Genomic DNA, 22,404 nt, shown 5'->3' with positions numbered 1-22,404 from the left:
ATTCTGCAGCCGGGTGGAATCACCTGGCGTCTGTACAAATGCGAAAACAATGGGATAGGCGGAGAGGCACGATGCAAAAAGGGCAGATATTCTGGCTGTTCTTCGGCTTTTCCGGCAGGGTCAGCCGCGCGGCTTTCTTCCTGGCCGGGCTTCTCCTGGCGATCCTCCAGGCCTTCACGCTGTACCGTTTCACGCTTGCGCCGGAAGGCAGCGGTGCCAGCGGCGTGTGGGCTTTGTCCTTCTGGGCGCTTTTCTTTGTCTCGGTCTTCTCCTCCGTCGCGCTCGGCGTCAAGCGGCTGCATGATTTCGGCAAGCCCGGCATTTTCGCCGTGACGCTGTTCATCCCGATGGTGTCGATCGTCGCGTTCATCGCCTTATGCGTCTTTCCCGGCCATGCTGGCGCAAACGAATATGGCGACCGGACCAACGCGCCGAAGGACTGAGTGCTTCCTTGCCGCGTGACAGCCGCGCGCCGTTGGATTATCCCTCTCCATCATGACGCTGCCGACAGACCCCGCCGCCAACCTTGCCGAGCTGATCCGCTGCCCGTCCGTCACGCCGGCGGAAGGCAACGCGCTTTCCGTGCTGCAGGGCATGCTGAAGGGGCTCGACTGCACGGTCGAGCGTCCCGTCTTTTCCGAGGACGGCACGCCGGACATCGAAAATCTCTATGCGCGGCTCTCGGGCGATGGCCCGCACCTGATGTTCGCCGGCCACACGGATGTCGTTCCGCCGGGCGACGAGGCGGCCTGGACGCATCCGCCCTTCGCCGCCGAAATTGCCGATGGCCGGATATATGGCCGCGGCGCCGTCGACATGAAGGGCGGCATCGCCTGTTTCGTGGCGGCGTTGGCCCGTTACGTCGAGAAACATGGCCGCCCGAAGGGCTCGGTCTCCTTCCTCATCACCGGCGACGAGGAGGGGCCTGCCATCAATGGCACGGTCAAGCTGCTCGAATGGGCGGCCGGGCGGGGCGAGAGCTGGAACGCGGCAATCGTCGGCGAGCCGACCAATCCGCACAAACTCGGTGACATGATCAAGAACGGCCGGCGCGGCTCGCTGTCGGGCCGCGTCATCGTCAACGGCCGGCAGGGGCACGTCGCCTATCCGCATCTGGCTGATAATCCCGTGCCGGGGTTGCTCGGCCTGCTGGAAGCGCTGCTGGCGCCGGCCTTCGATGCGGGCACGGACGAGTTCCAGCCGACCAATCTGGAAATCACCAGCGTCGATGTCGGCAACACGGCGACGAATGTCATTCCGGCTCGCGCCGGCGCGACTTTCAACGTGCGCTTCAACGACACCTGGACGGCGGAAACCCTGCAGGCCGAGATCCACAACCGGCTCGACCGCGCGGCGGCCGAGAACCGGCTGCGGCCCGGCCATGAGACGCCGGTCGAATTCGACATCGAATGGCTTGGGCGGCCAAGCCCGGTCTTCCTGACCCGCGACGCGAAGCTGATCGAGACGCTCACCGCTTCCGTCGAAGCCGTCACCGGGACGCGGCCGCAACTCTCCACATCGGGTGGCACCTCGGATGCCCGCTTCATCAAGGATTACTGCCCGGTGGTCGAGTTCGGCCTGGTTGGCCAGACCATGCACATGGTGGACGAGCGCGTGGCGCTCGCCGATCTGGAAACCCTGACGCGCATCTATCTGCGCTTCCTCGAAGACTGGTTTGCCTGATATGCCGCCAGCCGCCGAGATCCAGCAATACTTTGCGGGTGTCTGGCGCTTGATGATGGGGCGCGCCGACGGGCTGAAGCTGCTCGACCTTTCGGCTGACGGGTTCTGGAATTCCTTCTTCGCCATCGCCGTCGCCTTCCCGGCGCTGATCGTCGGCTGGGTCACCATCGCCAACGAGATGGCAGGCGGCGATGTGTTTTCATTCCGCTTCTCGCTGTTCGTGCGGCTGATGCTGACCGACCTGGCGTCCTGGGTGTTGCCCTACGGCATTCTGGCGCTCGCTGCACGGCCGGCGGGCGTGGCCGATCGTTTCGTCCATTATGTGGTGGCCAACAACTGGGCTTCGGCGTTGTTTTCCTGGATGATGCTGCCGCCCGTGCTCGTGCGCCTGTTCTGGCCGGAGGCCAGCGAGGCGTCGAATGCCGTCACCTTCCTGCTGTTCGTCGCGATGCTCGTCCTGTCCTGGCGCCTCACCAACGCGGTGATCGGCAAGGGGCCGGCAGTGGCGACCGCCGTTTTTGCGGCGATGTTCGCTGCCTCGCTCGGGGTGCTTTTCACCTTCGAGGGGCTGCTGGACCTGTCGCGCGCCGGATAAGGCGGCGTACTGCGTGGCTGGATTGTCAGCGCGCGGTCGCCAGCGCGGAGATCATCATCAGGAACGCCGCAACGCCGGCCGCCACGGCAAAACCGAAGCCGGCATAGAGGGGCCCGAAGGACAGCGTTCCGGCGAAGGCCGCGAAATAGGTGGTGGCGCTGTTCAGCCCCATGATGGCCCCGCGCCGGGCCGGGTCGATGGCGGACAGCCGGACGATCAGCATGTTGAGGCCGAAATGGTTGGCGAGCCCCCAGGCGAACGCAACGATCAGCATCGCGCCATAGCTCGTCGAGGCCGGCACCATCGCCACATAGACCGCCGCCACGGCGGCGAAGACAAACGGAAGCAGATTGCGCGCGGCGAAAGTCTGCAGCGTGCGGTCGAGGAACACGGCGCCGCCGAAACCCAGGCCGTAGCTTACCGTCATCAGGCCATTGGCGCTGACCGGCTTTCCAAGCCCGTTCGTCAGATGATCGCCGAGATAGGCGTAGACGCCGTAGAAAGCGGCCATGAAGGCGCCGCAGGCGATGAGCAGCCGGGCAACGCCCGGCAGGCGTAGCGCGGCGATGGGGGAGATGGCGGGCGTGTGGGACACCACGTCGCGCCGCCCGTTGAAGGCCAGCGCCAGGAAGGCGCCGAGCGCCAGCAGGCAGACGGCGCCGAACACCGCCCGCCAGTGCAGGAGGTCGGCCAGCACCGCCGACAGCGAAACGCCGGCGACCAGGCTCAACGTCCAGCCGGTCAAGACGATGCCGACGGTTTCCGTTTCACGGCCGCGCGGGGCAACGGCGGCGGCATTGCTGTAGATCGCCGGCAATGCCACACCGGCGGCCAGACCGGCGATCAATTGCGCGGCCGCCAGCATCGCCACGAAGGGTGCAAGCGCGCTTGCCGCAAGGGCGGCGGCCAGGACGGCAAAGGCCAGACGCAGCATTTTCCACGCGCCGACGCGGTCGATGTAGCGGGCCAGGAACAATGCGCTTGCCCCCGTACCCAATCCGAATGCGGCCGATGCCGTCATCACTCCCTGCACGGACGCACCGAGTGAGCGTGACACTTCTGGCGCGATCGGCGAGAGCACCAGGGAATTCGAGCCGATCACCGCCACTGCCCCCGTCAGGATGAAGGCAATGGGCGGAATGCGCGCGTCGAGGACGATTGCAGGGTCGGCGGCAGGTTGATTGATCTTCGACATAAAGCCATAATGGCCGAATGAAATTAGGGTTCAAACAGAAAGTGTCGAACCATGAAAGAAACAGATGAGATTCGTCCGATCCTCCCTTCACCCCAGTCCGTCGATGCGATGGACCGAAGAATATTAGCCGTCCTGGTCGAGGACGCGACGGTCAGCTACGCCGAATTGGGCAATCGCGTCGGCCTCTCGGCGCCTGCCGCCCATGAGCGCGTCAAGCGGCTCAAGCGCAGCGGGGTCATCCAGCGCATGGCGGCGCTGATCGAGCCCAATGCGCTTGGCAAGGGACTGCTCGCCTTCGTTCATGTGGACACCAGGGGCTGGGGCAAGACGCCGGCACTGATGGCGGTCGCCGGCTACCCGGAGGTGGAGGAGGTGCATTCGGTGGCGGGCGATGCCTGCATGCTCCTCAAGGTACGGACCGAAAACACCCATGCACTGGAGGGGTTGCTGGCGCGGATTTACGATGCGCCGGGCGTGCTTGCCACGCGCAGCTACGTGGTGCTGTCCACCTATCTGGAGCGTCCGCCGCAGCCCGGCGTGACCGCTTCCTGGCCGATGCCGAAAGCTTTGCTGCCGATCGAAAACGCTCAGTAGTCGACCTTGACCAGATAGAGGCCGTGCGGCGGCGCCACCGGGCCGCAGGCCTTGCGGTCGCGCGCCTCGAGCGCCCGTGCCACGTCGTCGGCGTTCCAGCCGCCTTCGCCCACCCGCTTCAGCGTGCCGGCGAAGGACCGCACCTGATTGTGCAGGAAGGAACGCGCCGAGGCGCGGATTTCCACCATCTCGCCATCGCGCGTTACATCCAGGCGCTCCAGCGTCTTGATCGGGCTTTTCGCCTGGCATTGGGCGGCGCGGAAGGTGGTGAAATCATGCGTGCCGACAAGCCGCTGCGCCGCCTCGTGCATGACGTCCGCGTCGAGCGGCGCGGCCACGTGCCAGGCATGCGCCCGCCCGACGGTCAGCGGTGGGCGGCGGTTGTGGATGCGGTAGAGATAATGCCGCCCCTTGGCGGAAAAGCGCGCGTCGAAATCGTCGGCCACCTCCGCCGCCGCGATGATGGCGACGGTCTCGTCGGCCATCGCCAGATGCGCGTTCATGGCATTCTGCACGGTGCGCCCGGTCCATTCGCGCGACAGGTTGAAATGCGCCACCTGGGCCAGTGCGTGGACGCCGGTATCCGTCCGCCCGGCGCCGAACAGGGTCACGGTTTCGCCGGAAAAGGCGGCGATCGCCGTCTCGATGGCTGCCTGCACGCTATGGTGATTGGCCTGGCGCTGCCAGCCGAAATAGGGGCCGCCGTCATATTCGATGTCGATGCGGAAGCGTGGCATGTCAGGCGAGCCTCGTTCCCTTCGCAACCTGCGCGCCGCGCAGGAAATCCTTAGCTGGCATCGGCTTGCCGCCGGCGCGCTGCAGTTCGACCAGCCGCACCGCCCCTTCGCCGCAGGCAATGGTCAGCGCGTCGTCGAGCGCGGTGCCCGCTTCGCCGTTGCCCGAAGCCAGGCTTGAGCGCAGAAGCTTCACCCGTTCGGTCTTGCCGCCGAAGGACATTTCGCACCATGCGCCGGGAAAGGGGGAGAGGCCGCGAATGTGGTTGTGCACCGCCTCTGCCGGCCGCGTCCAGGCGACCCGCGTTTCGTCCTTGAGGATCTTCTTCGCATAGGTCGTGCCTTGGTCCGGCTGTGCGGTCAGCACCAGCGCGCCGTCCCCGAGCGCCTGCATGGCTTTTACCATCAGGGCGGCTCCCGTTTCCTTCATGGCGTCATGCAGTTCGCCACCGGTCATGTCCGGTTCGATCGCCACGCGCTCGGTCATCGCCACCGGCCCGGTGTCGAGCCCTTCGTCCATCTTCATGACCATCATGCCGGTTTCCCGGTCGCCTTCCATGATCGCCCGCTGGATGGGGGCAGCACCCCGCCAGCGCGGCAAGAGCGAGGCATGGCCGTTGAAACAGCCGCGCCTTGTGCCGTCGAGAATGGCTTTCGGCAGCAGAAGCCCATAGGCAACGACGACGGCGGCATCCGCTTCAAGCGCGGCAAAAGCCTGCTGCTCGTCCGCGCCCTTCAGCGATTTGGGCGTGCGCACCGCGATGCCCAGCGCCTCGGCCGCCTGATGAACGGGCGATTTGGTGAGGTCCAGCCCGCGCCGGCCGGCGGGCCGCGGTGGCTGCGTGTAGACGGCGGCGATGTCATGGCCCGCCGCCGCCAGCGCCTGAAGCGCCGGCACCGAAAACTCCGGCGTTCCCATGAAGGTCAGGCGAAGGGGCATGCGCGTTCCCGCTGTGTTGGTGAGCCCGCTTTGTCGGTGAGACACGTCGCGCGCCGGAAACGCCAGTCTAACCCACCATCTGAGCGGGCGGACGATCCTTGGCGAGCTTCTTGAACTTGCGCACCACCATGTCGCGTTTCAGCTTCGACAGATGGTCGATGAACAGCACGCCGTTGAGATGGTCGATTTCGTGCTGCAGGCAGGTGGCGAGCAGGCCGTCGGCCTTGATGCTCTGTGCCTTCCCGTCGCGGTCGAGGAAATTCACCGTGACCTCGGCCGGGCGCTCGACCTCCGCGTAATAGTCGGGGATCGACAGGCAGCCTTCCTCATGCACGTTGAGCGCGCTGGAGCGGGCGACGATCTCGGGGTTGATCACCACCAGCGGCGCCGGCGCCTCATCCTTGTCGGCCAGGTCGATCACCAGCATGCGCAACGGTTCGCCGATCTGGATGGCGGCCAGGCCGATGCCCGGCGCATCATACATGGTCTCCAGCATGTCGTCGGCGAATTTGCGCAACTGATCGTCCACGCGTTCCACCGGATTGGAGGTCTCGCGCAGGATCGGGTCAGGAAGCAGGACAAGCGGTCGAATGGTCATGCCCGTCAGGTAATCGCTGACAGGAAAAACGTCAATACGCAACGGTTGTTCACGGTTTGGTCTTATGGTTGCCTTGCGAATCGTCTAGGGTGGCGCGCATGAGCCAGATTTCCGACTTGTTTTCCGTCCCGGTCGCACAGCTTGGCGCCAGCACCTTCACGCTTGGCCAGTTCCTTGCAGCCGGCGGCATTCTCTTCGTGCTGTTGCTGGTGGCGCTCGTCGCGGCGCTGTGGCGCTCGGCGCGGGCGCGGGCGCGGGCGGTGGCGGCCGTGCAGGCCGCCGAGCATGCCCGCGACGCGGAAACGCGCATGGTCGAGCTGACCAGGGCGCAAGCCGAACTGCAGGGGCGCATGGGGTCCATCGCCGAAGTGTTCGGCTCTCGCCAGGCGGAGTTGACCAAGGCGATCTCCGAACGGCTGGACGGCATGACCTCGCGGCTCGGCAACTCGATCACCGAGCAGACCAAGTCGACCCATGAGAATTTGGCCAAGCTGCAGGAGCGTCTCGCGGTCATCGACACGGCGCAGAACAACATCCAGACGCTTGCCGGCCAGGTGGTGCAGTTGCAGCAGATCCTCTCCAACAAGCAGACGCGCGGCGCCTTCGGCCAGTCGCGCATGGAAGCGATCATCGCCGACGGATTGCCGCACAACGCCTATGAGTTCCAGGCGACGCTGTCGAATGGCAGCCGCCCCGATTGCCTGGTGAAGATGCCCAACGACGCGCCGTCGCTGGTGATCGACGCGAAATTCCCGCTGGAGGCGTGGAACGCCATCCGCGCGGCCGCCGAAGGCGAGGGCGGCAGCGCCGAGGCGCGCAAGGCAGCCGAGACGGCGTTTCGCCGCGATGTCGAGGTGCACATCAAGGCAATCTCGGAAAAATACCTGCTGACCGGCGAGACGCAGGATACGGCGTTCATGTTCGTCCCGTCGGAATCGATCTTCGCCGAGATTCACGAGAATTTCGAGGCGCTGGTGCATCGCGCCCACCGCGCCCGCGTTGTCATTGTCTCGCCGTCGCTGCTGATGCTGTCGATCCAGGTCATTCAGGCGGTTCTGAAGGATGCGCGCATGCGCGAGCAGGCGCATTTGATCCAGGCCGAAGTGGTGCGGCTGATGGAGGACGTCAATCGCGTCGACGATCGCGTCCGCAAGCTGCAGACCCATTTCATGCAGGCCAACAAGGACATCGACCTGATTCTCACCTCGACCGACAAGGTGACCAAGCGCGGCGCCAGGATCGAGGCGCTGGAACTGGGCGCGCTGCAGGGTGCAAAGCCGCCGGAAGACGAGGTTCCACCGGGCGGCAAGGCGGCGGTCGCTGGTGAGGGCGGTCCCGGCTCGGGCCAATTGCGGCTGCGTGTCGTCGACGAATAATTCGTGCGTAATCGAAATATGGTTGACCGCCGGCCCAAATATGGTTGCCCGGTGGCCTGGTCCTGCATCGTCCGCAACCCGACGCATTGGGCAATCCGCTGCGGCTGCGCCTTTATCGGCTCCTGGTCGGGGCGGTGACGAAGGCCTCCAGGTCGGCGGCCTGCAGGAGAAGCGGGCTTTGCCGGCATCCACCCTGTCGCACCATTGCAAACGGCTGGCGGAGACGGGACTGATGGCCCGCACGCGACAGGCGCCACGCTGATCTGCCGGGCGCATCACCCGGCGATGCAGGCGCCGATCGGCTTTCTTTCCGACGACTGCCGCTATGCGTCCGAATGGATGCATGACGCTGTCGCGTCGAGCCTGGCCGCCAGTTCCTCGACCATCGCCGCATCCTGGGCGGACCGTTCCTTGAGCGCGGTCACGAGACATGCCTGCGAGCGCAGGATCACGCCGTCGTCGAGCACCTTCAGGTGGTTGGCTGCAAGCGTCGAGCCGGTCGAGGTGATGTCGACGATGATGTCGGCCGAGCCCGCCGCCGGCGCCCCCTCGGTGGCGCCAAGGCTCTCGACGATGCGGTAGACCTGGATGCCGTGCTTCTGCGAAAAGAATTGCTGCGTCAGCCGCCAGTATTTGGTGGCGATGCGCAGGCGTCGGCCATGGCGATGGCGGAAATCTGCGGCCACGTCGTCCAGGTCGGCCATCGAGGCGACGTCGAACCAGACCTCGGGCACGGCCACCACCACGTCGGCGCGGCCAAAGCCGAGGCGCACGGAAATCTCCACCTTGCGCTCCCAGTCGGCAATGGTCTCGCGCACCAGATCCTCGCCGGTGACGCCGAGATCGACCGTGCCGCGCTCCAGCTCGCGGGCGATTTCCGAAGCCGAAAGGAAGGCCACCTCGACGCCGTCGAACCCGGCGAGCGTCGCCCGGTAGCGCCGGTCGTTCTCCGGCAGGAGCACGGGCAGGCCGGATTTTTCGAGCCGGTCGAGCGCCTCGTCCTTCAGGCGGCCCTTGGAGGGCAGGGCGAGCGTGATGCTCATATCCGCGCCTCCCTGAGCGCCGCCACGCGGTCGAGCCAGACGGAAAAGCCGACACCGGGAATGGGCATCGCCGCGCCGAGCAGCGTCAAAAGCCGGTCATAGCGCCCGCCGCCGACCAGCGGCTGCGCGCCGCCGTCGGCGCCGATCTCGAAGATGAAGCCGGTGTAGTAGTCGAGCGGCCGGCCGAAGCCGGCATCATAGGTCAGCATGTCGAGCGGCAGGCCCTGTTCGGCGATGCGCGCGGCGCGCGCGTCGAACCCTTCCAGCGCCTCGTCGAGGACCAGGCCGTTGTCGGCGGCAAAGCCGGCAAGGCGTTTGCCAGCCTCAGTGAAGGGCGCGCGCAGCGCGACGAAGGATTTCAGCGCCGCCATCGCCTCGTCGGTCAGGCGCACGCTGCGCAACTCGGCCTTTTCGATCAGGCGGCGGGCGATGTCCTGCGGCGTGCGGCCGGCGGACGGCGACAGGCCGGTCTCCTCCATCACGGTTGCGACATGGGCGGCAAGGCTTTCCGCGTCGCCGCGCGCGACAAGGCCGGCGACCGCGCGCGGCAGGCTCCCGGCACCCTGCGGGTTGGCGAGATCGTCGAGTGCGGCCTGCAGCAGTTTCTGCGAGCCGAAGGCGCGGGTCAGGCGCTTTTGCCAGCCGCGCGGCAGGCCGAGTGCCGCCAGCACCGCCTCGAACACCGTCTGGTCGCCGAGCGTGCCGCGCAGGGGGGCGCCGGGAAGCACGCGGGCCAGCAGCGCGTGCGCGTCGGCCAGCGAGCGCGCGTCGGCGGTGGCGCGGTCGCCTTCGCCCAGATCCTCGATGCCGGCCTGGAAGAACTCCGCGCCGCCTTCGCGCTGCTGGCGGAACACCTCGCCCAGATAGGCATAGCGCCGTGGGGTTTCGGCGCGCTTCTCGATGTGATCGCGGCACACGGGAATGGTGAATTCAGGCCTGAGGCACAGATTGGCGCCGGTCTCGCTCTCCGTCAGGAAGATGCGTCGGCGCAGATCCTCGCCCGCCATGTCGAGAAACGGGTCGGCCGGCTGGATGATGGCGATGTCGGTCAGCGCCGCGCCGCGCTCGGCGAACAGCGCGGTGATCTCGCCGGCAAAGTCGGGGGCGCGCAGCGTCATGAACTGACCCTGGGCGTTGAGGCCGGCACACCCCCCTCTGTCCTGCCGGACATCTCCCCCTCAAGGGGGGAGATTGGCTGGCTGCAGTGCTTTACCTTACCGCGAATGCTGGCGATTGGCGAAAACGATGCCACCGTCTGATCTCCCCCCTTGAGGGGGAGATGCCCGGCAGGGAAGAGGGGGGTACTCTTGGCTGAAACGCCGAACATCATTGCGCCTTGTCGCCGCGCTCGGCCGCTTGCTCCGCAAGCATCTTGCGCACCGCCTCGACGATCCCGTCTTCCTTGACGGAAAACTGCGCCACGCGCGCCTCGCGCCATTCCTCGTTGCTCTCGATTTCCCCGGAAAGCCGCTTGCCCTCGATCAGGTCCTTGATCTGCACCGCGCCATTGGCCCGCTCGTCGGCGCCTTGAATGATCGCGACCGGGCAGCCGCGCCGGTCGGCATATTTGAGCTGGTTGCCGAACTTCTTCCAATTGCCCTGGTACATCTCGGCGCGGATGCCGGCCTGGCGCAGCGCCTGCGTGTACTGCTGGTACTTGGCCATCGCCTCGGTGTCGCCGTCCATGACGGTGACCAGCACCGGTGGCAGCACGGCGTCCCGGCCGAGCTTGCCGAGATTCTTCAGCGCCGAGGCAAGCCGCGACACGCCGATGGAAAAGCCCGTCGCCGGCACCGGCTGACCGCGAAAGCGCGAGACGAGCCCGTCATAACGCCCGCCGCCGCCGACCGAGCCAAAGCGGACGATCTCGCCCTTTTCGTTGGGAATTTCCGCCAGCAGCTCGGCCTCGAAGACGGGGCCGGTGTAGTATTCGAGGCCGCGCACGACGGATGGATCGATGCGGATGCGCGTGGCATCGTAGCCGGCTGCAAGGCAGAGGCTTTCGATTTCGGCCAGTTCCCGCACTCCGATCTGAAAGAGTTCGCTTGCAACACCGCCAGCATCGCCTGCGATGTAGTCGAGCACGATCTGCGCGCCGGCATCATCCAGCCCTGCACCCTTCGTGAAATCCCCGTCGCCTTCCTTGCCGCCGTCCCAGCGCCCGGCGCCGAGCAGCAGCTTCACGCCTTCAGGCCCGAACTTGTCCAGCTTGTCGATCGCCCTGAGCACGGTGAGCTTCTGCCCTTCATCCGTGACGCCGATCGCCTCCATCACGCCGTCGAGCACCTTGCGGTTGTTCACCCGGATGACGTAGTCGCCGCGCGCGATCCCCAGCGCTTCCATCACATCGGCCATCATCATGCACATCTCGGCATCCGCCGCGACGCCGGGCGCGCCGACCGTGTCGGCGTCGAACTGCATGAACTGGCGGAAGCGGCCGGGGCCGGGCTTCTCGTTGCGGAACACCCAGCCGGCGCGATAGGTGCGGTAGGGAAGCTGGATCTCGTTGAAGTTCTCCGCCACGTGGCGCGCCAGCGGCGCCGTCAGGTCGTAGCGCAGCGACAGCCATTGCTCGTCATCGTCGGGCAGCGAGAACACGCCCTCGTTTGGCCGGTCCTGGTCGGGCAGGAATTTGCCCAGCGCGTCGGTGTATTCGATCAGCGGCGTCTCGATGGGATCGAAGCCGTAGCGCTCGTAGACCTCGCGGATACGGGCGTTCATCTCCTCGACGGCGCGGATGTCGGCCGGATGACGGTCGACAAAGCCGCGTGGGAGCCGTGCTCTGGTTTTAGCCGCCTTGTCCGCCATGTGAAAATCGCCTGCAAAAAAGAGAAAACCGCGCCCGGGAAGGGGCGCGGCTGTCCTATAGCATTTTGCAGTCAGGTGGAACCACCTGACGTCCGCATAAATGCGGAAACAACAAGAAGACCGAGCGTCCTTTATGCGTCCGAATGGACGCATGGCGCTCGATCCGATCAGGGCCGAAGCGGCAAGTCGAGCATTTTTTGCCGACGGGTGGGATCACCCGGCCTCGCGCAAATGCGGCAAGAACAAGCGGACGGAGCGCATTGCGTGAACGCCAGCCGTCCGGCCGCGTCAGCCGACGATGCGCAGGTTCGACAATTCGTCGCCGATCTCCTTGAATTTCTGGTCGAGATTGCCGCCCGTCGCGTTCCAGAACAGCTTCTCCGGCTTGCCGTCCGCATCCTTGCGGGTGCGCGATTCCGACGCGCAGGCCTTCAGCGCGTCGATCTGCTTCTTCTCGGCCGCGTCGTTCAGCTTCAGGTCGAGCGCGACGGTCATCATGATGATCCTGCCTGCCTTGGCGTTTTCACAGGCCGCTGCCATGTGCTGGGTCATCGCTGCCGAGTAGTTGCTGTTCGAATAGTCGGATTTGCTGATGTTCGCAGTGCCGTCGAAGATGCGGTTCGCTATCGTGCGGAACTTGGCGACGGCATAGCCGTAATTGGAATAGAGCGAGTGCGTGCCGGCCAGATCGTTGCCGCCATAATTGTAGTTTCCGCCGGAGTAGCTGTACGCGGTGACGCTGCTCGGCGTGTAGTAGGTGTTGGCGCCGTCGGTCAGCACGATGACGACCTTGTCGTTGCCGTTCTCGTTCTCGCTGCGGCCCTCGGTAAAGGGTTCGCCGCTGGAGACGACCCGCCATCCCCAGGCAAGCCCCTCGGTCACATTGGTCGAGCCGCTCGGCTGCATCGCGTCGATGGCCTTGTTGATCTTGTCCAGCCCGGCCGCGTTGCTGACATCGGTCAGCGGCGTGATCGGCTTCGTGGTGCAGCCGGCGTTCGGTCCTTCATTGAGGCCCATTGCCGATTTGCTCTGCGCCACGAAATATTTCGGCATATAGGCTTGCCTGTTGGCCGCGTTGCTGGTGCTGATGTCCGGCCACCAATTGTTGTTCGCCGGGCGTCCGCCATCGGTCAGGTTCGTCTCGTCGGGTGCGAACATGGGCACGAAATAGGTCTCCGGCTTGCTGCTGGCCGGGCTGACATCGTTCAGATTGTAGGGGTAGGGGCGCATCTCGACGCAGCCGCCCCAACTGGCGAACGGGCCGTGGACTTCCTTCTGGATCCAGCCCTCGTATCTGCAAGTCCCGTTGCTGTAGTAGCTCGCGCAGCCCCATTCCGTGGTGTATCCGGTAATGCGCTTGATATCATCGTACAGGGTGAAGCGCGTGACCTTGGCGTTCTCCTGGTCTTTCCATCCCGTTCCACGCTTGTAGTAGACGCCGCCGCTCTTCTCGACGCGCTTGTTGGCGTCGGCGTTTTTCATCGAGTCCCAGTCGAAATTCTCGTGATGAGTAGGCGAGCGGCCATCCGTGTCCATCCACGAAGCACCGTCATTTTGCGGGCCGACATTCACCGCGCCGGCAAACGGCACCAGGCCGAATTGCACCGGCTTGGAGATCTGCTTCATCTGCGCGCCTTCATTGGCGATGGTCTTGACCAGCTCCTTGGCCGCCTTCTTCAGCACCGTCATGCGCTTTTCGGTCGAGCCGGTGCCGGTGAAGTCCATCGAGCCGGAATTGTCGAGAACCAGCGCCACTTCCAGCGTGTTCTTCAGGCGGATCTCGCTTTCCGCGCGGAAATCGATCTTCTGCACCCCGTCCGGAGCTTCGCCGCGCAGGCTTTGGAAGACCGGGAAGAAGATCGGCGCGTATTTCAGGTCGGCGGTCAGCTTCAGCGTGCCACCGCCGGTATTGTCGTTGGGCAGAAGCACGTGCAGCGTGGCATTCTCGGGTTTGACGGCGCCCAGATTGGCGCGGAAGAAATCCTCCGCATAGGCTTCCGCCTCCGCCTGGGTGGCGCCGTCGGAAATGCGCCGCGCCGTGGCGATGCCGGCGGCATCCAGCGCGTTCAGCGTCATCTGCCGTTGCCGGGTCATCTGCGTGTAGTCGACGGCCAGCGCCAGAACGCCCATCACCGGCGCCATCAAGAGCGCGGTCATCATGGCGAAATTGCCGCGCCGATCCTGCAAGAATGTCCTGAGCATCTATTGCCACCCCAAATTGAATTGCGGGCGTGAATCTCGTCAAAACTGCTTAATCGAGCGTATATGCGCCGATGTCCGCTGCGATCGTGGTTCCCGCGCGGTTAACCGCACCGCTCAAATACCCGGTTCGCCATCGCGCGCGGCCGATCGGCGATAAAAGCGGGTGACACTGCCGCCGGCTTCCGATAATTCCCGGCCATGCAGTTTTTCTCCGGATCCCGCAATGCTTGAGACGAAGCGCAACTCCATGCCCGACGCACTCCCGATGATCGACCGGCTCGACGCTGTTGCCGGCCAGTACGCAGCGCTCCTGTGCGATGTCTGGGGCGTGGTGCACAATGGCGTCGAGGCGTATGACGATGCCTGCGCGGCGCTGGCGCGCGCGCGCGCCGCCGGCAAGGTGGTGGTGCTGATCACCAATTCGCCGCGCCCGCACCAGGGGGTGGAAGAGCAACTCGACGTGCTCGGCGTGCCGCGCGACGCCTGGGATCGGGTCGTCACATCGGGTGATGTGACGCGCGACCTGATCCGCGAGGCGCCGCGCCGCCTGTACCACATCGGGCCGGAACGCGACGGCGCCCTCTTCGAGGGTCTCGATGTCGAGCTGGTCGAGGATTTCGAGGCGTCCGGCGTCGTTTGCACCGGCCTTTTCGACGACGAGACCGAAACGCCCGAGGATTATGCCGATATCCTTCAGCGGCTGCGCATGCGCGACCTGCCCTTCATCTGCGCCAATCCCGACATCATCGTCGAGCGTGGCGACAAGCACATCTGGTGCGCCGGCGCGCTGGCCCGCGACTACGGCCTCCTGGGAGGCCGAACGCTGATTGCCGGCAAGCCCCACAAGCCGATCTATGACGCAGCTTTCAAGGCGGCCGGCGAAGTCCTCGGCCGTGAACTGCCGCGCGAGGAGGCCCTGGCCATCGGCGATGGCGTTCTGACCGACGTCAAGGGCGCCGACACCTACGGTTTCGACGTGCTGTTCGTCACCGCCGGCATCCACGGACGCGAATACGGCACGCCGGACAATCCCGACCCGGCACGCCTCGCGGCATTCCTGGATAAGCATGGCCACGCGCCCGTGGCCGCCATCACCCACTTGCGGTAGGCCGTCGCGTGCGGTCCGCCATCAGACGCATTGCCGATGTTGCTGATTTGCCCGCCGAGCTTCGTGGCGGCGTGGTGGCGATTGGCAATTTCGACGGCGTGCATCGCGGCCATCAATCGGTGCTGGAGCCGGCGCTGGAGATCGCCGCGCGTGACCAGGTGCCGGCCATCGTCCTGACCTTCGAGCCGCATCCGCGCCGTGTTTTCCGCCCGGCCGTGCCGCTGTTCCGCATCACCCCCGCGCCGATGAAGGCGCGTCTGCTCTGCCAGCTCGGCTTCGATGCCGTCGTCGAGCATGCGTTCACCCGCGCCTTCGCCGGCTTCTCGCCGGAGGAATTCGTACAGACGATTCTGGTTCGGGGCCTCGGCATTTCCCATGTCGTGACCGGCTTCGATTTTCACTATGGCAGGAACCGGGGCGGCACGCCGCAGACCCTGGCCGAGGCGGGCCGTGCAAACGATTTCGGCGTGACGGTGGTCCAGGCGTTCTCCGACGAAGGCGGCGCGGTCGTTTCGTCGAGCCGCATTCGCGGCCTGCTGGGCGAAGGCGATGTCGCTGAAGCGGCGGGCCTGCTCGGCTACCGCTTCACGGTGGAGGCGGAGGTGACCGGCGGCAAGCGGCTCGGCCGCACGCTGGGCTTCCCGACCGCCAACATGGTGCTGCCGCCGGAGGTGGAACTTGCCCACGGCATTTATGCGGTGCGCTTCCGCCGCGCCGATGGCAGCCTGCATGACGGCGTGGCGAGCTATGGCCGCCGCCCGACGGTGGATGAGGACGGCGCGCCGCTGCTCGAAACCTTCCTGTTCGATTTCGACGACGATCTCTATGGCGAGACCTGCGCCGTCTCGCTGTTCGGCTTCCTGCGCGGCGAGGTGAAGTTCGACGGGCTCGATCCGCTGGTGGCGCAGATGAAGCGGGACGAGGCGGAGGCACGCGCGCTTCTGGCCGACGTCACGCCGCTTTCCCCGCTCGATCTCGGCATCGCCTTCGAAGGCATGGAGACGTGAGGCCAATCGCCTCTTTATTCTTCCCGCCGCGTCGGCTAAAAGCGCGACCATGATGACGAGCGCCGGTTTCACGCCGATTGCCATACGAATTGTTGGCCGAATTACTGGCCCGGCCTTCCGTGCGGCCTGAGTGCTGCGGAAGGTCCGGGTTCCTACGCGCGTCCATCGTGCGCCCTCCGCTTTCTGATACAGGCATTGGCGAAGCCCTTCGCTGCTTCGCGCATTTCACGGCAAGACCATGACCGAGACGTCCGAAAAGATCGACTATTCCAAAACCCTCAACCTGCCGCAGACGGAGTTTCCCATGCGCGCCGGCCTGCCGCAGAAGGAGCCGGAAACGGTGGCACGCTGGCAGGAGATGGACCTTTACCGCCTGCTGCGCGAGGATGCGGCCGGCCGGCCGCAATTCGTCCTGCATGACGGCCCGCCCTATGCCAACGGCAACATCCATATCGGCCACGCGCTGAACAAGGTGCTGAAGGACGTCATCACGCGTTCGTTCCAGATGCGCGGCTACGATTCCAACTACGTGCCCGGCTGGGACTGCCATGGCCTGCCCATCGAATGGAAGATCGAGGAGCAATACCGGGCCAAGGGCAAGAACAAGGACGAGGTGCCGGTCAACGAATTCCGCAAGGAATGCCGCGAGTTTGCCGCGCACTGGATCGCGGTGCAGACGGGCGAGTTCCAGCGCCTCGGCATCGAGGGCGATTTCAAGCAGCCCTACACGACGATGAACTTCCACGCCGAGGCGCGGATCGCCGGCGAGCTGTTGAAGTTCGCCAGATCCGGCCAGCTCTATCGCGGCTCCAAGCCGGTGATGTGGAGCGTCGTCGAGCGCACGGCGCTGGCCGAGGCCGAGGTCGAATATCACGACCACGAGAGCGACACGATCTGGGTGAAGTTTCCTGTGGCGGCAGGTCCAACCGAGACGCAAGGCACTTTCGTCGTCATCTGGACCACGACGCCGTGGACGATCCCCGGCAATCGCGCCATCTCCTATTCGCCACGCATCTCCTACGGTCTCTACGAGGTCACGGCGGCGGAGAACGATTTTGGCCCGCAGCCCGGCGAAAAGCTGATCTTTGCCGATGCACTGGCCGAGGAATCCTTCGCCAAGGCGAAGCTCGGCTACAAGCGTCTGCGCGACGTGTCGGCCGATGAACTCGGTGCCGTCACCTGCGCCCACCCCCTCAGGGGTCTCGGCGGCGGCTATGACTTCGCCGTCCCGCTGATCGCCGGCGACCACGTTACCGACGATGCCGGCACGGGCTTCGTCCACACCGCGCCCGGCCATGGCCGGGAGGATTTCGACGCCTGGATGGATGCGGCGTCCAGCCTGCGCGATCGCGGCATCGATCCGGCCATCCCCTTCACCGTCGACGATGGCGGCTATTTCACCAAGGACGCGCCGGGCTTGGGCCCGGACCGCGAAGGCGGCGCGGCGCGTGTCATCGACGACAAGGGCAAGAAGGGCGATGCCAACGACGCCGTCATCAAGGCGCTGATCGGCACGAACACGCTGTTCGCCCGCGGCCGGCTAAAACATTCCTATCCCCATTCCTGGCGGTCGAAGAAGCCGATCATCTTCCGCAACACGCCGCAATGGTTCGTCCACATGGACAAGGATCTGGGCGATGCCTCGACGCTGCGCACCCGCGCCTTGAAAGCCATCGACGCCACCCGCTTCGTGCCGGCCGCCGGCCAGGCGCGCCTGCGCGCCATGATCGAGGACCGGCCCGACTGGGTGCTGTCGCGCCAGCGGGCCTGGGGCGTGCCGATCTGCGTCTTCGCCGACGAGGACGGCAATGTGCTGAACGACGACGCCGTCAACCAGCGCATCCTCGATGCGTTCGAGGCCGAGGGCGCCGACGCCTGGTTCGCCGAGGGCGCGCGCGAACGCTTCCTCGCCGAAAAGGCAAACGAGCCGTGGACCCAGGTCATGGACATTCTCGATGTCTGGTTCGATTCGGGTTCCTCGCACACCTTCACCCTGGAAGACCGCCCGGATCTGAAATGGCCGGCCGATGTCTATTTGGAAGGTTCCGACCAGCATCGCGGCTGGTTCCATTCCTCGCTTCTGGAAAGCTGCGGCACGCGGGGCAGGGCGCCCTACGACACGGTCATCACCCATGGTTTCACCATGGACGAGGAAGGCCGCAAGATGTCGAAATCGCTCGGCAACACGGTCGTCCCGCAGGAGATCATGAACAAATCCGGCGCCGACATCCTGCGCCTGTGGGTCATGACGACGGATTATTGGGAAGACCAGCGGCTCGGCCAGAACGTCATCCAGACCAACATCGACGCCTACCGCAAGCTGCGCAACACCACGCGCTGGATGCTCGGCACGCTGGCGCACGACACGGGTGAGGACGTGGCGCTGGCCGACATGCCGGAACTGGAGCGCCTGATGCTCAACCGGCTCGCCGAGCTCGATGAGCTGGTGCGCAAGGGCTATGACAATTTCGATTTCAAGCGCATCACGCGCTCGCTTCTCGATTTCATGGTTCTCGAGCTCTCCGCCTTCTATTTCGACGTGCGCAAGGACGCGCTGTACTGCGACGCCCCGTCCAGCCTGCGCCGCAAGGCGTCACTGCAGGTGGTGCGCAAGCTGTTCGATTGCCTGGTGACGTGGCTGGCCCCGATGCTGCCCTTCACCACGGAAGAGGCATGGCTGGAGCGCTATCCGGACGCGCGCTCGGTGCATCTGGCGCAGTTTCCGCAAATCCCGGCGGAGTGGCGCGATGCGGCTCTGGCCGAGAAATGGCGCAAGATCCGCCAGGTGCGCCGCGTCGTCACCGGCGCGCTGGAGATCGAGCGCAAGGACAAGACCATCGGCTCCTCGCTCGAGGCGGCCCCCGTGGTCTACGTCACCGATGCCGAGCTGCAGACGGCGATCGCCGACCGCGACATGGCCGAGATCTGCATTGTCAGCGGCATCGATATCCGCCACGAAACGCCGCCGGAAAACGCCTTCACGCTGGAAGAAGTGCCGGGTGTCGGCGTCGTGTTTGCCCGCGCCGGCGGCCAGAAATGCGCCCGTTCCTGGCGCTACACGGACGATGTGGGCTCCGATCCGGCGTTTCCGGATGTGTCGGCGCGCGATGCGGCGGCGCTGCGCGAATTGCAGGCGCTTGGTCGTCTGTAACGAAAAGGCGGGATGCCCGGCGCCCCGGCAGGTGTGCCGATTGCGTCCCGCTTCCGCCTTCGATACAACTGCCGCCGGGTAACAGATGCCACGTTGTCGCCGGATTCCTGCGCGACACGGCATGAACGGGCTTTCCCGGCGGATCGTAACGGGATGTTGAGCGGAGTGCATTGCAGGTGTGGCCTGAGGCATTCCGGGAAAGAGGTGGCAGTGAAACATATGGAAACCAATGCACGGCAGCGGTCCGCAGGCATGATCGCGGCGTCGGGCACGCTTTTCCTGTCCGCCACGATTTTATCCGGTTGCATGGGCGCCCCCACCTACGGGACGGGCAAGGCCGCCGACCAGCAGCTGATGGAGGACGTCACCGGCGTCCTGTCGCTGGGGCCGAAGAACAAGGAACGCATCGACTACAAGCCGCGCGCCGGCATTGTCATGCCGGCCTCCACCGAGGTTCTGCCGCCGCCGCAGGAGGATGTTGCCACGTCCGGCAACCCGGCATGGCCCGAATCGCCCGAACAGCGGCTTGCCCGCGTCCGCGCCGAGGCGACGGAAAACCAGGACAATCCGTTCTATCGCTCGCCGGTGCAGCGCGACATCGGTGTCAATGCGCGCAGCGACACCGGCGCGCTCGATCCGGCGATGGCCAGGCGCCAGCGCGAAGAAGTGCTGAAGCAGCGCGCCGAGCTCAGCAATGTCAATCCGACCTCGCGCCGCTATCTGAGCGAGCCGCCGGTCGTCTATCGCCAGCCGGCTGAAACCGCGCCTGTCGGTGAACTGGGTGAGACCGAGGCCAAGAAGGCCCGCGAGGCCAAGCGCGCCGCCCAGAAGGGCGGCGGTGGCTTCGACCTGCGCCGTCTGTGGCCCTTCGGGTCTTAAAGCATTTTGCAGTCAGGTGGAATCACCTGACGTCCGCATAAATGCGGAAAAACAAGAAGATGGAGCGTCCTTTGTGCGTCCAAAAGGACGCACGGCGCTCTAAAGCGCAGACGCGCTAATCATTTGTCCTCTGTGCGCGGAAGAATGATTTGAGCAGCGCCGCTGCCTCGCTCTCGCCGATGCCGGCATAGACATCCGGCGCATGATGGCAGGTGGGCAGGCTGAAGAAGCGGGCGCCGCTGGTTACCGCGCCGCCCTTTTCATCCTCGGCGCCGAAATAAAGACGCTTGATGCGGGCGAACGAAATCGCCCCGGCGCACATGGCGCAGGGCTCCAGCGTCACATACAGATCGGCATCGACGAGCCGCTCGGATCCGAGCGCGGCGCAAGCCTCGCGGATCGCCACGATCTCCGCATGGGCCGTCGGGTCGTTGCGCTCGCGGGTGCGGTTTCCGGCCCGTGCCAGGATCGCCCCGTCGCGCACGATCACCGCGCCGACGGGCACCTCGCCGCGCGCGGCGGCCAGGCGGGCCTCCTCGATGGCCGCATCCATGAAGGCGCTGTATTTCGCTTTCGCCCGATCGCTCAATCTTTTTGCTCGCAACTGGCGGACCAAGTTGATACCTAGCCGCCTCTATAGCATCCGCCCGGAAATCGAAAACCAAATCGAAAACCAAATCGAAATCGATTTCGCAAAGCGCGCCGCGTAGTTTAAGAGAGCCGGAGTGCCCGTTGCGCATCGATAAGGATGCGCAGCGCTCCACAGGCAAGGGCCACCATGACCAGCGACCGACCGAAGACTTCACCCCGTAAGGACAGCGCTCAGAAGGCATCAGAGGCTGACCCTTCCGCCAGCAAGGGCGAGCGCATCGCCAAGCGCCTGGCGCGGGTCGGTGTTGCTTCGCGCCGCGATGCCGAGGCGATCATTGCGGCCGGCCGCGTGACGGTCAACGGCAAGGTCCTGACGACGCCGGCGTTGAATGTCGGCCCCTCCGACCGCATCGAAGTGGATGGAAAGCCGCTGCCGGAAGTCGAGCGAACGCGCCTTTTCCTGTTCCACAAGCCCGCCGGCCTGGTCACCACCAATCGCGATCCGCAAGGTCGCCAGACCGTGTTCGACGTGTTGCCGCCCGGCCTTCCGCGCCTCATTACCATTGGCCGGCTCGACATCAACACCGAGGGTCTTCTGGTGCTGACCAATGATGGCGGCCTGGCGCGCACATTGGAATTGCCGTCCACCGGCTGGCTGCGCCGCTATCGTGTGCGCGTCCACGGCAAGGTGGATGCGACGGCCCTGGAAGGGCTGAAGGAGGGGATTGCCGTCGATGGCGTGTTCTACGGTGCCATCGAGGCGACGCTTGACCGCGAGCAGGGCTCGAATGCCTGGCTGACGGTCGGCCTGCGCGAGGGCAAGAACCGCGAGGTCAAGAATGTGCTCGGCGCGCTGGGGCTGGACGTCACGCGGCTGATCCGCCTGTCCTACGGTCCTTTCCAGCTTGGCACGCTGGGCGAAGGCGAGGTGCAGGAAATCAAGGGCCGCATGCTGCGCGACCAGCTCGGAGACCGCTTGATCGCCGAAGCGGGCGCCAATTTCGAGGCGCCGATCGCCAAGCCGTTCTCCAACAAGCCGGTGCGCGGCGAACGCAAGACGCCCGCCGGCGACAAGGGTGAAGCGCGCCCGCCGCGCGGCGACGAACCGCGCGAGCGCATCGGCGGCGAGGGCTTCGTCAAGAACCGCAAGCGCGATCGCGAGGAGCATCGCGAGGAAATGCGCGGCCGTCTTCAAACGCGCCCCGGTGGCCGGCGCGACGATGACGAGCGACGCGAAGGCAGCGCGCGACACAGCCGTGGCGCCCATGTGTGGATGGCGCCGGGCGCCCGGCCGCAAGGCAAGCGCAAGGCCGAGATGGCTGAAGAACAGGCGGCGGAGAAGCCGCGCTCGAGAACCAGGCCGGCGCCGTCCGGCAAGGAGCGCGCGCGCCCGGCTGGCGAGGCCGGTAGCCGCGATCGTTTTGCCAGGAGCGGCAAACCGCGCACCGAGAGGCCGTTTGGCAAGGACAAGCCCGACGAAGGCGGTGAAGGTCGCGGCAGGTCGTTCGCCAAGCGGGCTCCTGGAGCGTTCCGCAAGGACGGGGACAAGCCCACGGGCAGAAGCCGGCCGGAAGGCGGCGAGCGCGAACGTTTTCCCAAGGGCGACAAGCCGTTCTCGGCGCGGCCGCACGGCAAGGGCAAGCCGCGCCCCGACGGCGACAGGCCGCGCTCGGCCGAGCCGCATGGAGACCGCAAGCCCGGCGGCACCCGCCCCGATGCCAGGCCAGGCGCGAAACCGGCTGGGAAATTCGGTGCGAAGCCGGCTGGCAAGCCGTTTGGCAAACCCGGTGCGAAGCCGTTCGGCAAGCCGGGTGGGAAATTCGCCGGCAAACCGGCGGCGGCCGGCAAGGGCAGGCCTGCCGGCGCGCGCCCGGGCAAGCCGGCGAAAGGCCGCTGAGCC

General features: G+C 65.7%; 19 protein-coding genes. 10 read left to right on the top strand and 9 right to left on the bottom strand.

Annotated elements, in window-relative coordinates; genetic code table 11:
- Positions 1 to 71: 71 nt before the first annotated feature.
- Genes AB843_RS19735 through AB843_RS19725 form a run of 3 tightly spaced genes read left to right on the top strand, consistent with a single transcriptional unit; the run spans position 72 to position 2,278 of the window.
- Positions 72 to 443, top strand: coding sequence for a DUF805 domain-containing protein (locus tag AB843_RS19735; RefSeq protein ID WP_048648623.1), 372 nt, complete (start codon positions 72 to 74; stop codon positions 441 to 443).
- Between the two features lie 52 nt (positions 444 to 495).
- A complete protein-coding gene (gene dapE / locus AB843_RS19730) occupies positions 496 to 1,683 on the top strand; it encodes a succinyl-diaminopimelate desuccinylase (RefSeq protein WP_048648622.1) in 1,188 nt (395 codons plus the stop codon).
- A gap of 1 nt (position 1,684) precedes the next feature.
- Positions 1,685 to 2,278, top strand: a complete 594-nt coding sequence (locus tag AB843_RS19725) for a hypothetical protein (RefSeq protein WP_048648621.1) — start codon at positions 1,685 to 1,687, stop codon at positions 2,276 to 2,278.
- Positions 2,279 to 2,303: 25 nt separating this feature from the next.
- Here AB843_RS19725 and AB843_RS19720 read toward each other — a convergent pair whose 3' ends face one another.
- Positions 2,304 to 3,473, bottom strand: a complete 1,170-nt coding sequence (locus tag AB843_RS19720; RefSeq protein WP_048648620.1) for an MFS transporter — start codon at positions 3,471 to 3,473, stop codon at positions 2,304 to 2,306.
- Positions 3,474 to 3,524: 51 nt separating this feature from the next.
- On the opposite strand from AB843_RS19720, the gene AB843_RS19715 reads away from it, so the two are divergent.
- On the top strand, positions 3,525 to 4,067 hold the full coding sequence (locus AB843_RS19715) for an Lrp/AsnC family transcriptional regulator (RefSeq protein ID WP_048648619.1): 543 nt from the start codon (positions 3,525 to 3,527) through the stop codon (positions 4,065 to 4,067).
- Here AB843_RS19715 and truA read toward each other — a convergent pair.
- The 3 genes from truA to def all read right to left on the bottom strand — a co-directional run bounded on the left by truA (position 4,061) and on the right by def (position 6,339).
- Positions 4,061 to 4,804, bottom strand: a complete 744-nt coding sequence (gene truA / locus AB843_RS19710; RefSeq protein WP_048648618.1) for a tRNA pseudouridine(38-40) synthase TruA — start codon at positions 4,802 to 4,804, stop codon at positions 4,061 to 4,063. The genes AB843_RS19715 and truA overlap by 7 nt on opposite strands.
- Before the next feature lies 1 nt (position 4,805).
- Complete coding sequence (gene fmt, locus AB843_RS19705; protein ID WP_048648617.1) at positions 4,806 to 5,741, bottom strand: methionyl-tRNA formyltransferase; 936 nt, start codon at positions 5,739 to 5,741, stop codon at positions 4,806 to 4,808.
- A 67-nt stretch (positions 5,742 to 5,808) separates the two neighbouring features.
- Entirely contained in the window at positions 5,809 to 6,339 is a 531-nt protein-coding gene (gene def, locus AB843_RS19700; RefSeq protein WP_048648616.1) for a peptide deformylase, read from the bottom strand.
- 98 nt (positions 6,340 to 6,437) lie between these two features.
- Between def and AB843_RS19695 the strand changes: the two genes are divergently transcribed.
- Entirely contained in the window at positions 6,438 to 7,715 is a 1,278-nt protein-coding gene (locus AB843_RS19695) for a DNA recombination protein RmuC (protein WP_048648615.1), read from the top strand.
- A gap of 323 nt (positions 7,716 to 8,038) precedes the next feature.
- On the opposite strand, the gene hisG is transcribed toward AB843_RS19695, so the two are convergent.
- The 4 genes from hisG to AB843_RS19675 form a co-directional block, all read right to left on the bottom strand.
- The gene (hisG, locus tag AB843_RS19690) at positions 8,039 to 8,758 is read right to left on the bottom strand and encodes an ATP phosphoribosyltransferase (protein ID WP_048648614.1); all 720 of its coding nucleotides are present in this window, start codon (positions 8,756 to 8,758) and stop codon (positions 8,039 to 8,041) included.
- The gene (locus AB843_RS19685) at positions 8,755 to 9,876 is read right to left on the bottom strand and encodes an ATP phosphoribosyltransferase regulatory subunit (RefSeq protein ID WP_048648613.1); all 1,122 of its coding nucleotides are present in this window, start codon (positions 9,874 to 9,876) and stop codon (positions 8,755 to 8,757) included. Before AB843_RS19685 ends, hisG begins: the two co-directional genes overlap by 4 nt.
- A gap of 208 nt (positions 9,877 to 10,084) precedes the next feature.
- Positions 10,085 to 11,566, bottom strand: a complete 1,482-nt coding sequence (gene hisS, locus AB843_RS19680) for a histidine--tRNA ligase (protein WP_048648612.1) — start codon at positions 11,564 to 11,566, stop codon at positions 10,085 to 10,087.
- A 288-nt stretch (positions 11,567 to 11,854) separates the two neighbouring features.
- Positions 11,855 to 13,768, bottom strand: coding sequence for a pilus assembly protein (locus AB843_RS19675; RefSeq protein ID WP_048648611.1), 1,914 nt, complete (start codon positions 13,766 to 13,768; stop codon positions 11,855 to 11,857).
- Positions 13,769 to 14,015: 247 nt separating this feature from the next.
- Between AB843_RS19675 and AB843_RS19670 the strand changes: the two genes are divergently transcribed.
- From AB843_RS19670 to AB843_RS19655, 4 genes are all read left to right on the top strand, one after another.
- A complete protein-coding gene (locus tag AB843_RS19670) occupies positions 14,016 to 14,876 on the top strand; it encodes a TIGR01459 family HAD-type hydrolase (protein WP_048648694.1) in 861 nt (286 codons plus the stop codon).
- 8 nt (positions 14,877 to 14,884) lie between these two features.
- Positions 14,885 to 15,883, top strand: coding sequence for a bifunctional riboflavin kinase/FAD synthetase (locus AB843_RS19665; RefSeq protein ID WP_048648610.1), 999 nt, complete (start codon positions 14,885 to 14,887; stop codon positions 15,881 to 15,883).
- A 238-nt stretch (positions 15,884 to 16,121) separates the two neighbouring features.
- Positions 16,122 to 19,034, top strand: coding sequence for an isoleucine--tRNA ligase (gene ileS / locus AB843_RS19660; protein WP_048648609.1), 2,913 nt, complete (start codon positions 16,122 to 16,124; stop codon positions 19,032 to 19,034).
- 219 nt (positions 19,035 to 19,253) lie between these two features.
- On the top strand, positions 19,254 to 19,913 hold the full coding sequence (locus AB843_RS19655; protein ID WP_048648608.1) for a hypothetical protein: 660 nt from the start codon (positions 19,254 to 19,256) through the stop codon (positions 19,911 to 19,913).
- Between the two features lie 115 nt (positions 19,914 to 20,028).
- Here the strand turns inward: AB843_RS19655 and AB843_RS19650 are convergent, their stop codons facing one another.
- Complete coding sequence (locus AB843_RS19650) at positions 20,029 to 20,502, bottom strand: nucleoside deaminase (protein ID WP_425286826.1); 474 nt, start codon at positions 20,500 to 20,502, stop codon at positions 20,029 to 20,031.
- A 189-nt stretch (positions 20,503 to 20,691) separates the two neighbouring features.
- On the opposite strand from AB843_RS19650, the gene AB843_RS19645 reads away from it, so the two are divergent.
- Positions 20,692 to 22,401: a pseudouridine synthase gene (locus AB843_RS19645; protein WP_053086156.1), complete on the top strand. Its 1,710-nt coding sequence runs from the start codon at positions 20,692 to 20,694 to the stop codon at positions 22,399 to 22,401.
- Positions 22,402 to 22,404: the final 3 nt, after the last annotated feature.

The sequence above is a fragment of the Nitratireductor soli genome (assembly GCF_001050155.1).
GTDB classification, from domain to species: domain Bacteria; phylum Pseudomonadota; class Alphaproteobacteria; order Rhizobiales; family Rhizobiaceae; genus Nitratireductor; species Nitratireductor soli.
This window is presented reverse-complemented; position numbering and strand designations above follow the sequence as displayed.

Excerpts from the sequence above, each read along its gene's own strand:
- AB843_RS19735 (WP_048648623.1), top strand. The coding sequence starts at position 72 with ATGCAAAAAGGGCAGATATTCTGGCTGTTCTTCGGCTTTTCCGGCAGG.
- dapE (WP_048648622.1), top strand. The coding sequence starts at position 496 with ATGACGCTGCCGACAGACCCCGCCGCCAACCTTGCCGAGCTGATCCGC.
- AB843_RS19725 (WP_048648621.1), top strand. The coding sequence starts at position 1,685 with ATGCCGCCAGCCGCCGAGATCCAGCAATACTTTGCGGGTGTCTGGCGC.
- AB843_RS19720 (WP_048648620.1), bottom strand. The coding sequence starts at position 3,473 with ATGTCGAAGATCAATCAACCTGCCGCCGACCCTGCAATCGTCCTCGAC.
- AB843_RS19715 (WP_048648619.1), top strand. The coding sequence starts at position 3,525 with ATGAAAGAAACAGATGAGATTCGTCCGATCCTCCCTTCACCCCAGTCC.
- truA (WP_048648618.1), bottom strand. The coding sequence starts at position 4,804 with ATGCCACGCTTCCGCATCGACATCGAATATGACGGCGGCCCCTATTTC.
- fmt (WP_048648617.1), bottom strand. The coding sequence starts at position 5,741 with ATGCCCCTTCGCCTGACCTTCATGGGAACGCCGGAGTTTTCGGTGCCG.
- def (WP_048648616.1), bottom strand. The coding sequence starts at position 6,339 with ATGACCATTCGACCGCTTGTCCTGCTTCCTGACCCGATCCTGCGCGAG.
- AB843_RS19695 (WP_048648615.1), top strand. The coding sequence starts at position 6,438 with ATGAGCCAGATTTCCGACTTGTTTTCCGTCCCGGTCGCACAGCTTGGC.
- hisG (WP_048648614.1), bottom strand. The coding sequence starts at position 8,758 with ATGAGCATCACGCTCGCCCTGCCCTCCAAGGGCCGCCTGAAGGACGAG.
- AB843_RS19685 (WP_048648613.1), bottom strand. The coding sequence starts at position 9,876 with ATGACGCTGCGCGCCCCCGACTTTGCCGGCGAGATCACCGCGCTGTTC.
- hisS (WP_048648612.1), bottom strand. The coding sequence starts at position 11,566 with ATGGCGGACAAGGCGGCTAAAACCAGAGCACGGCTCCCACGCGGCTTT.
- AB843_RS19675 (WP_048648611.1), bottom strand. The coding sequence starts at position 13,768 with ATGCTCAGGACATTCTTGCAGGATCGGCGCGGCAATTTCGCCATGATG.
- AB843_RS19670 (WP_048648694.1), top strand. The coding sequence starts at position 14,016 with ATGCCCGACGCACTCCCGATGATCGACCGGCTCGACGCTGTTGCCGGC.
- ileS (WP_048648609.1), top strand. The coding sequence starts at position 16,122 with ATGACCGAGACGTCCGAAAAGATCGACTATTCCAAAACCCTCAACCTG.
- AB843_RS19655 (WP_048648608.1), top strand. The coding sequence starts at position 19,254 with ATGGAAACCAATGCACGGCAGCGGTCCGCAGGCATGATCGCGGCGTCG.
- AB843_RS19645 (WP_053086156.1), top strand. The coding sequence starts at position 20,692 with ATGACCAGCGACCGACCGAAGACTTCACCCCGTAAGGACAGCGCTCAG.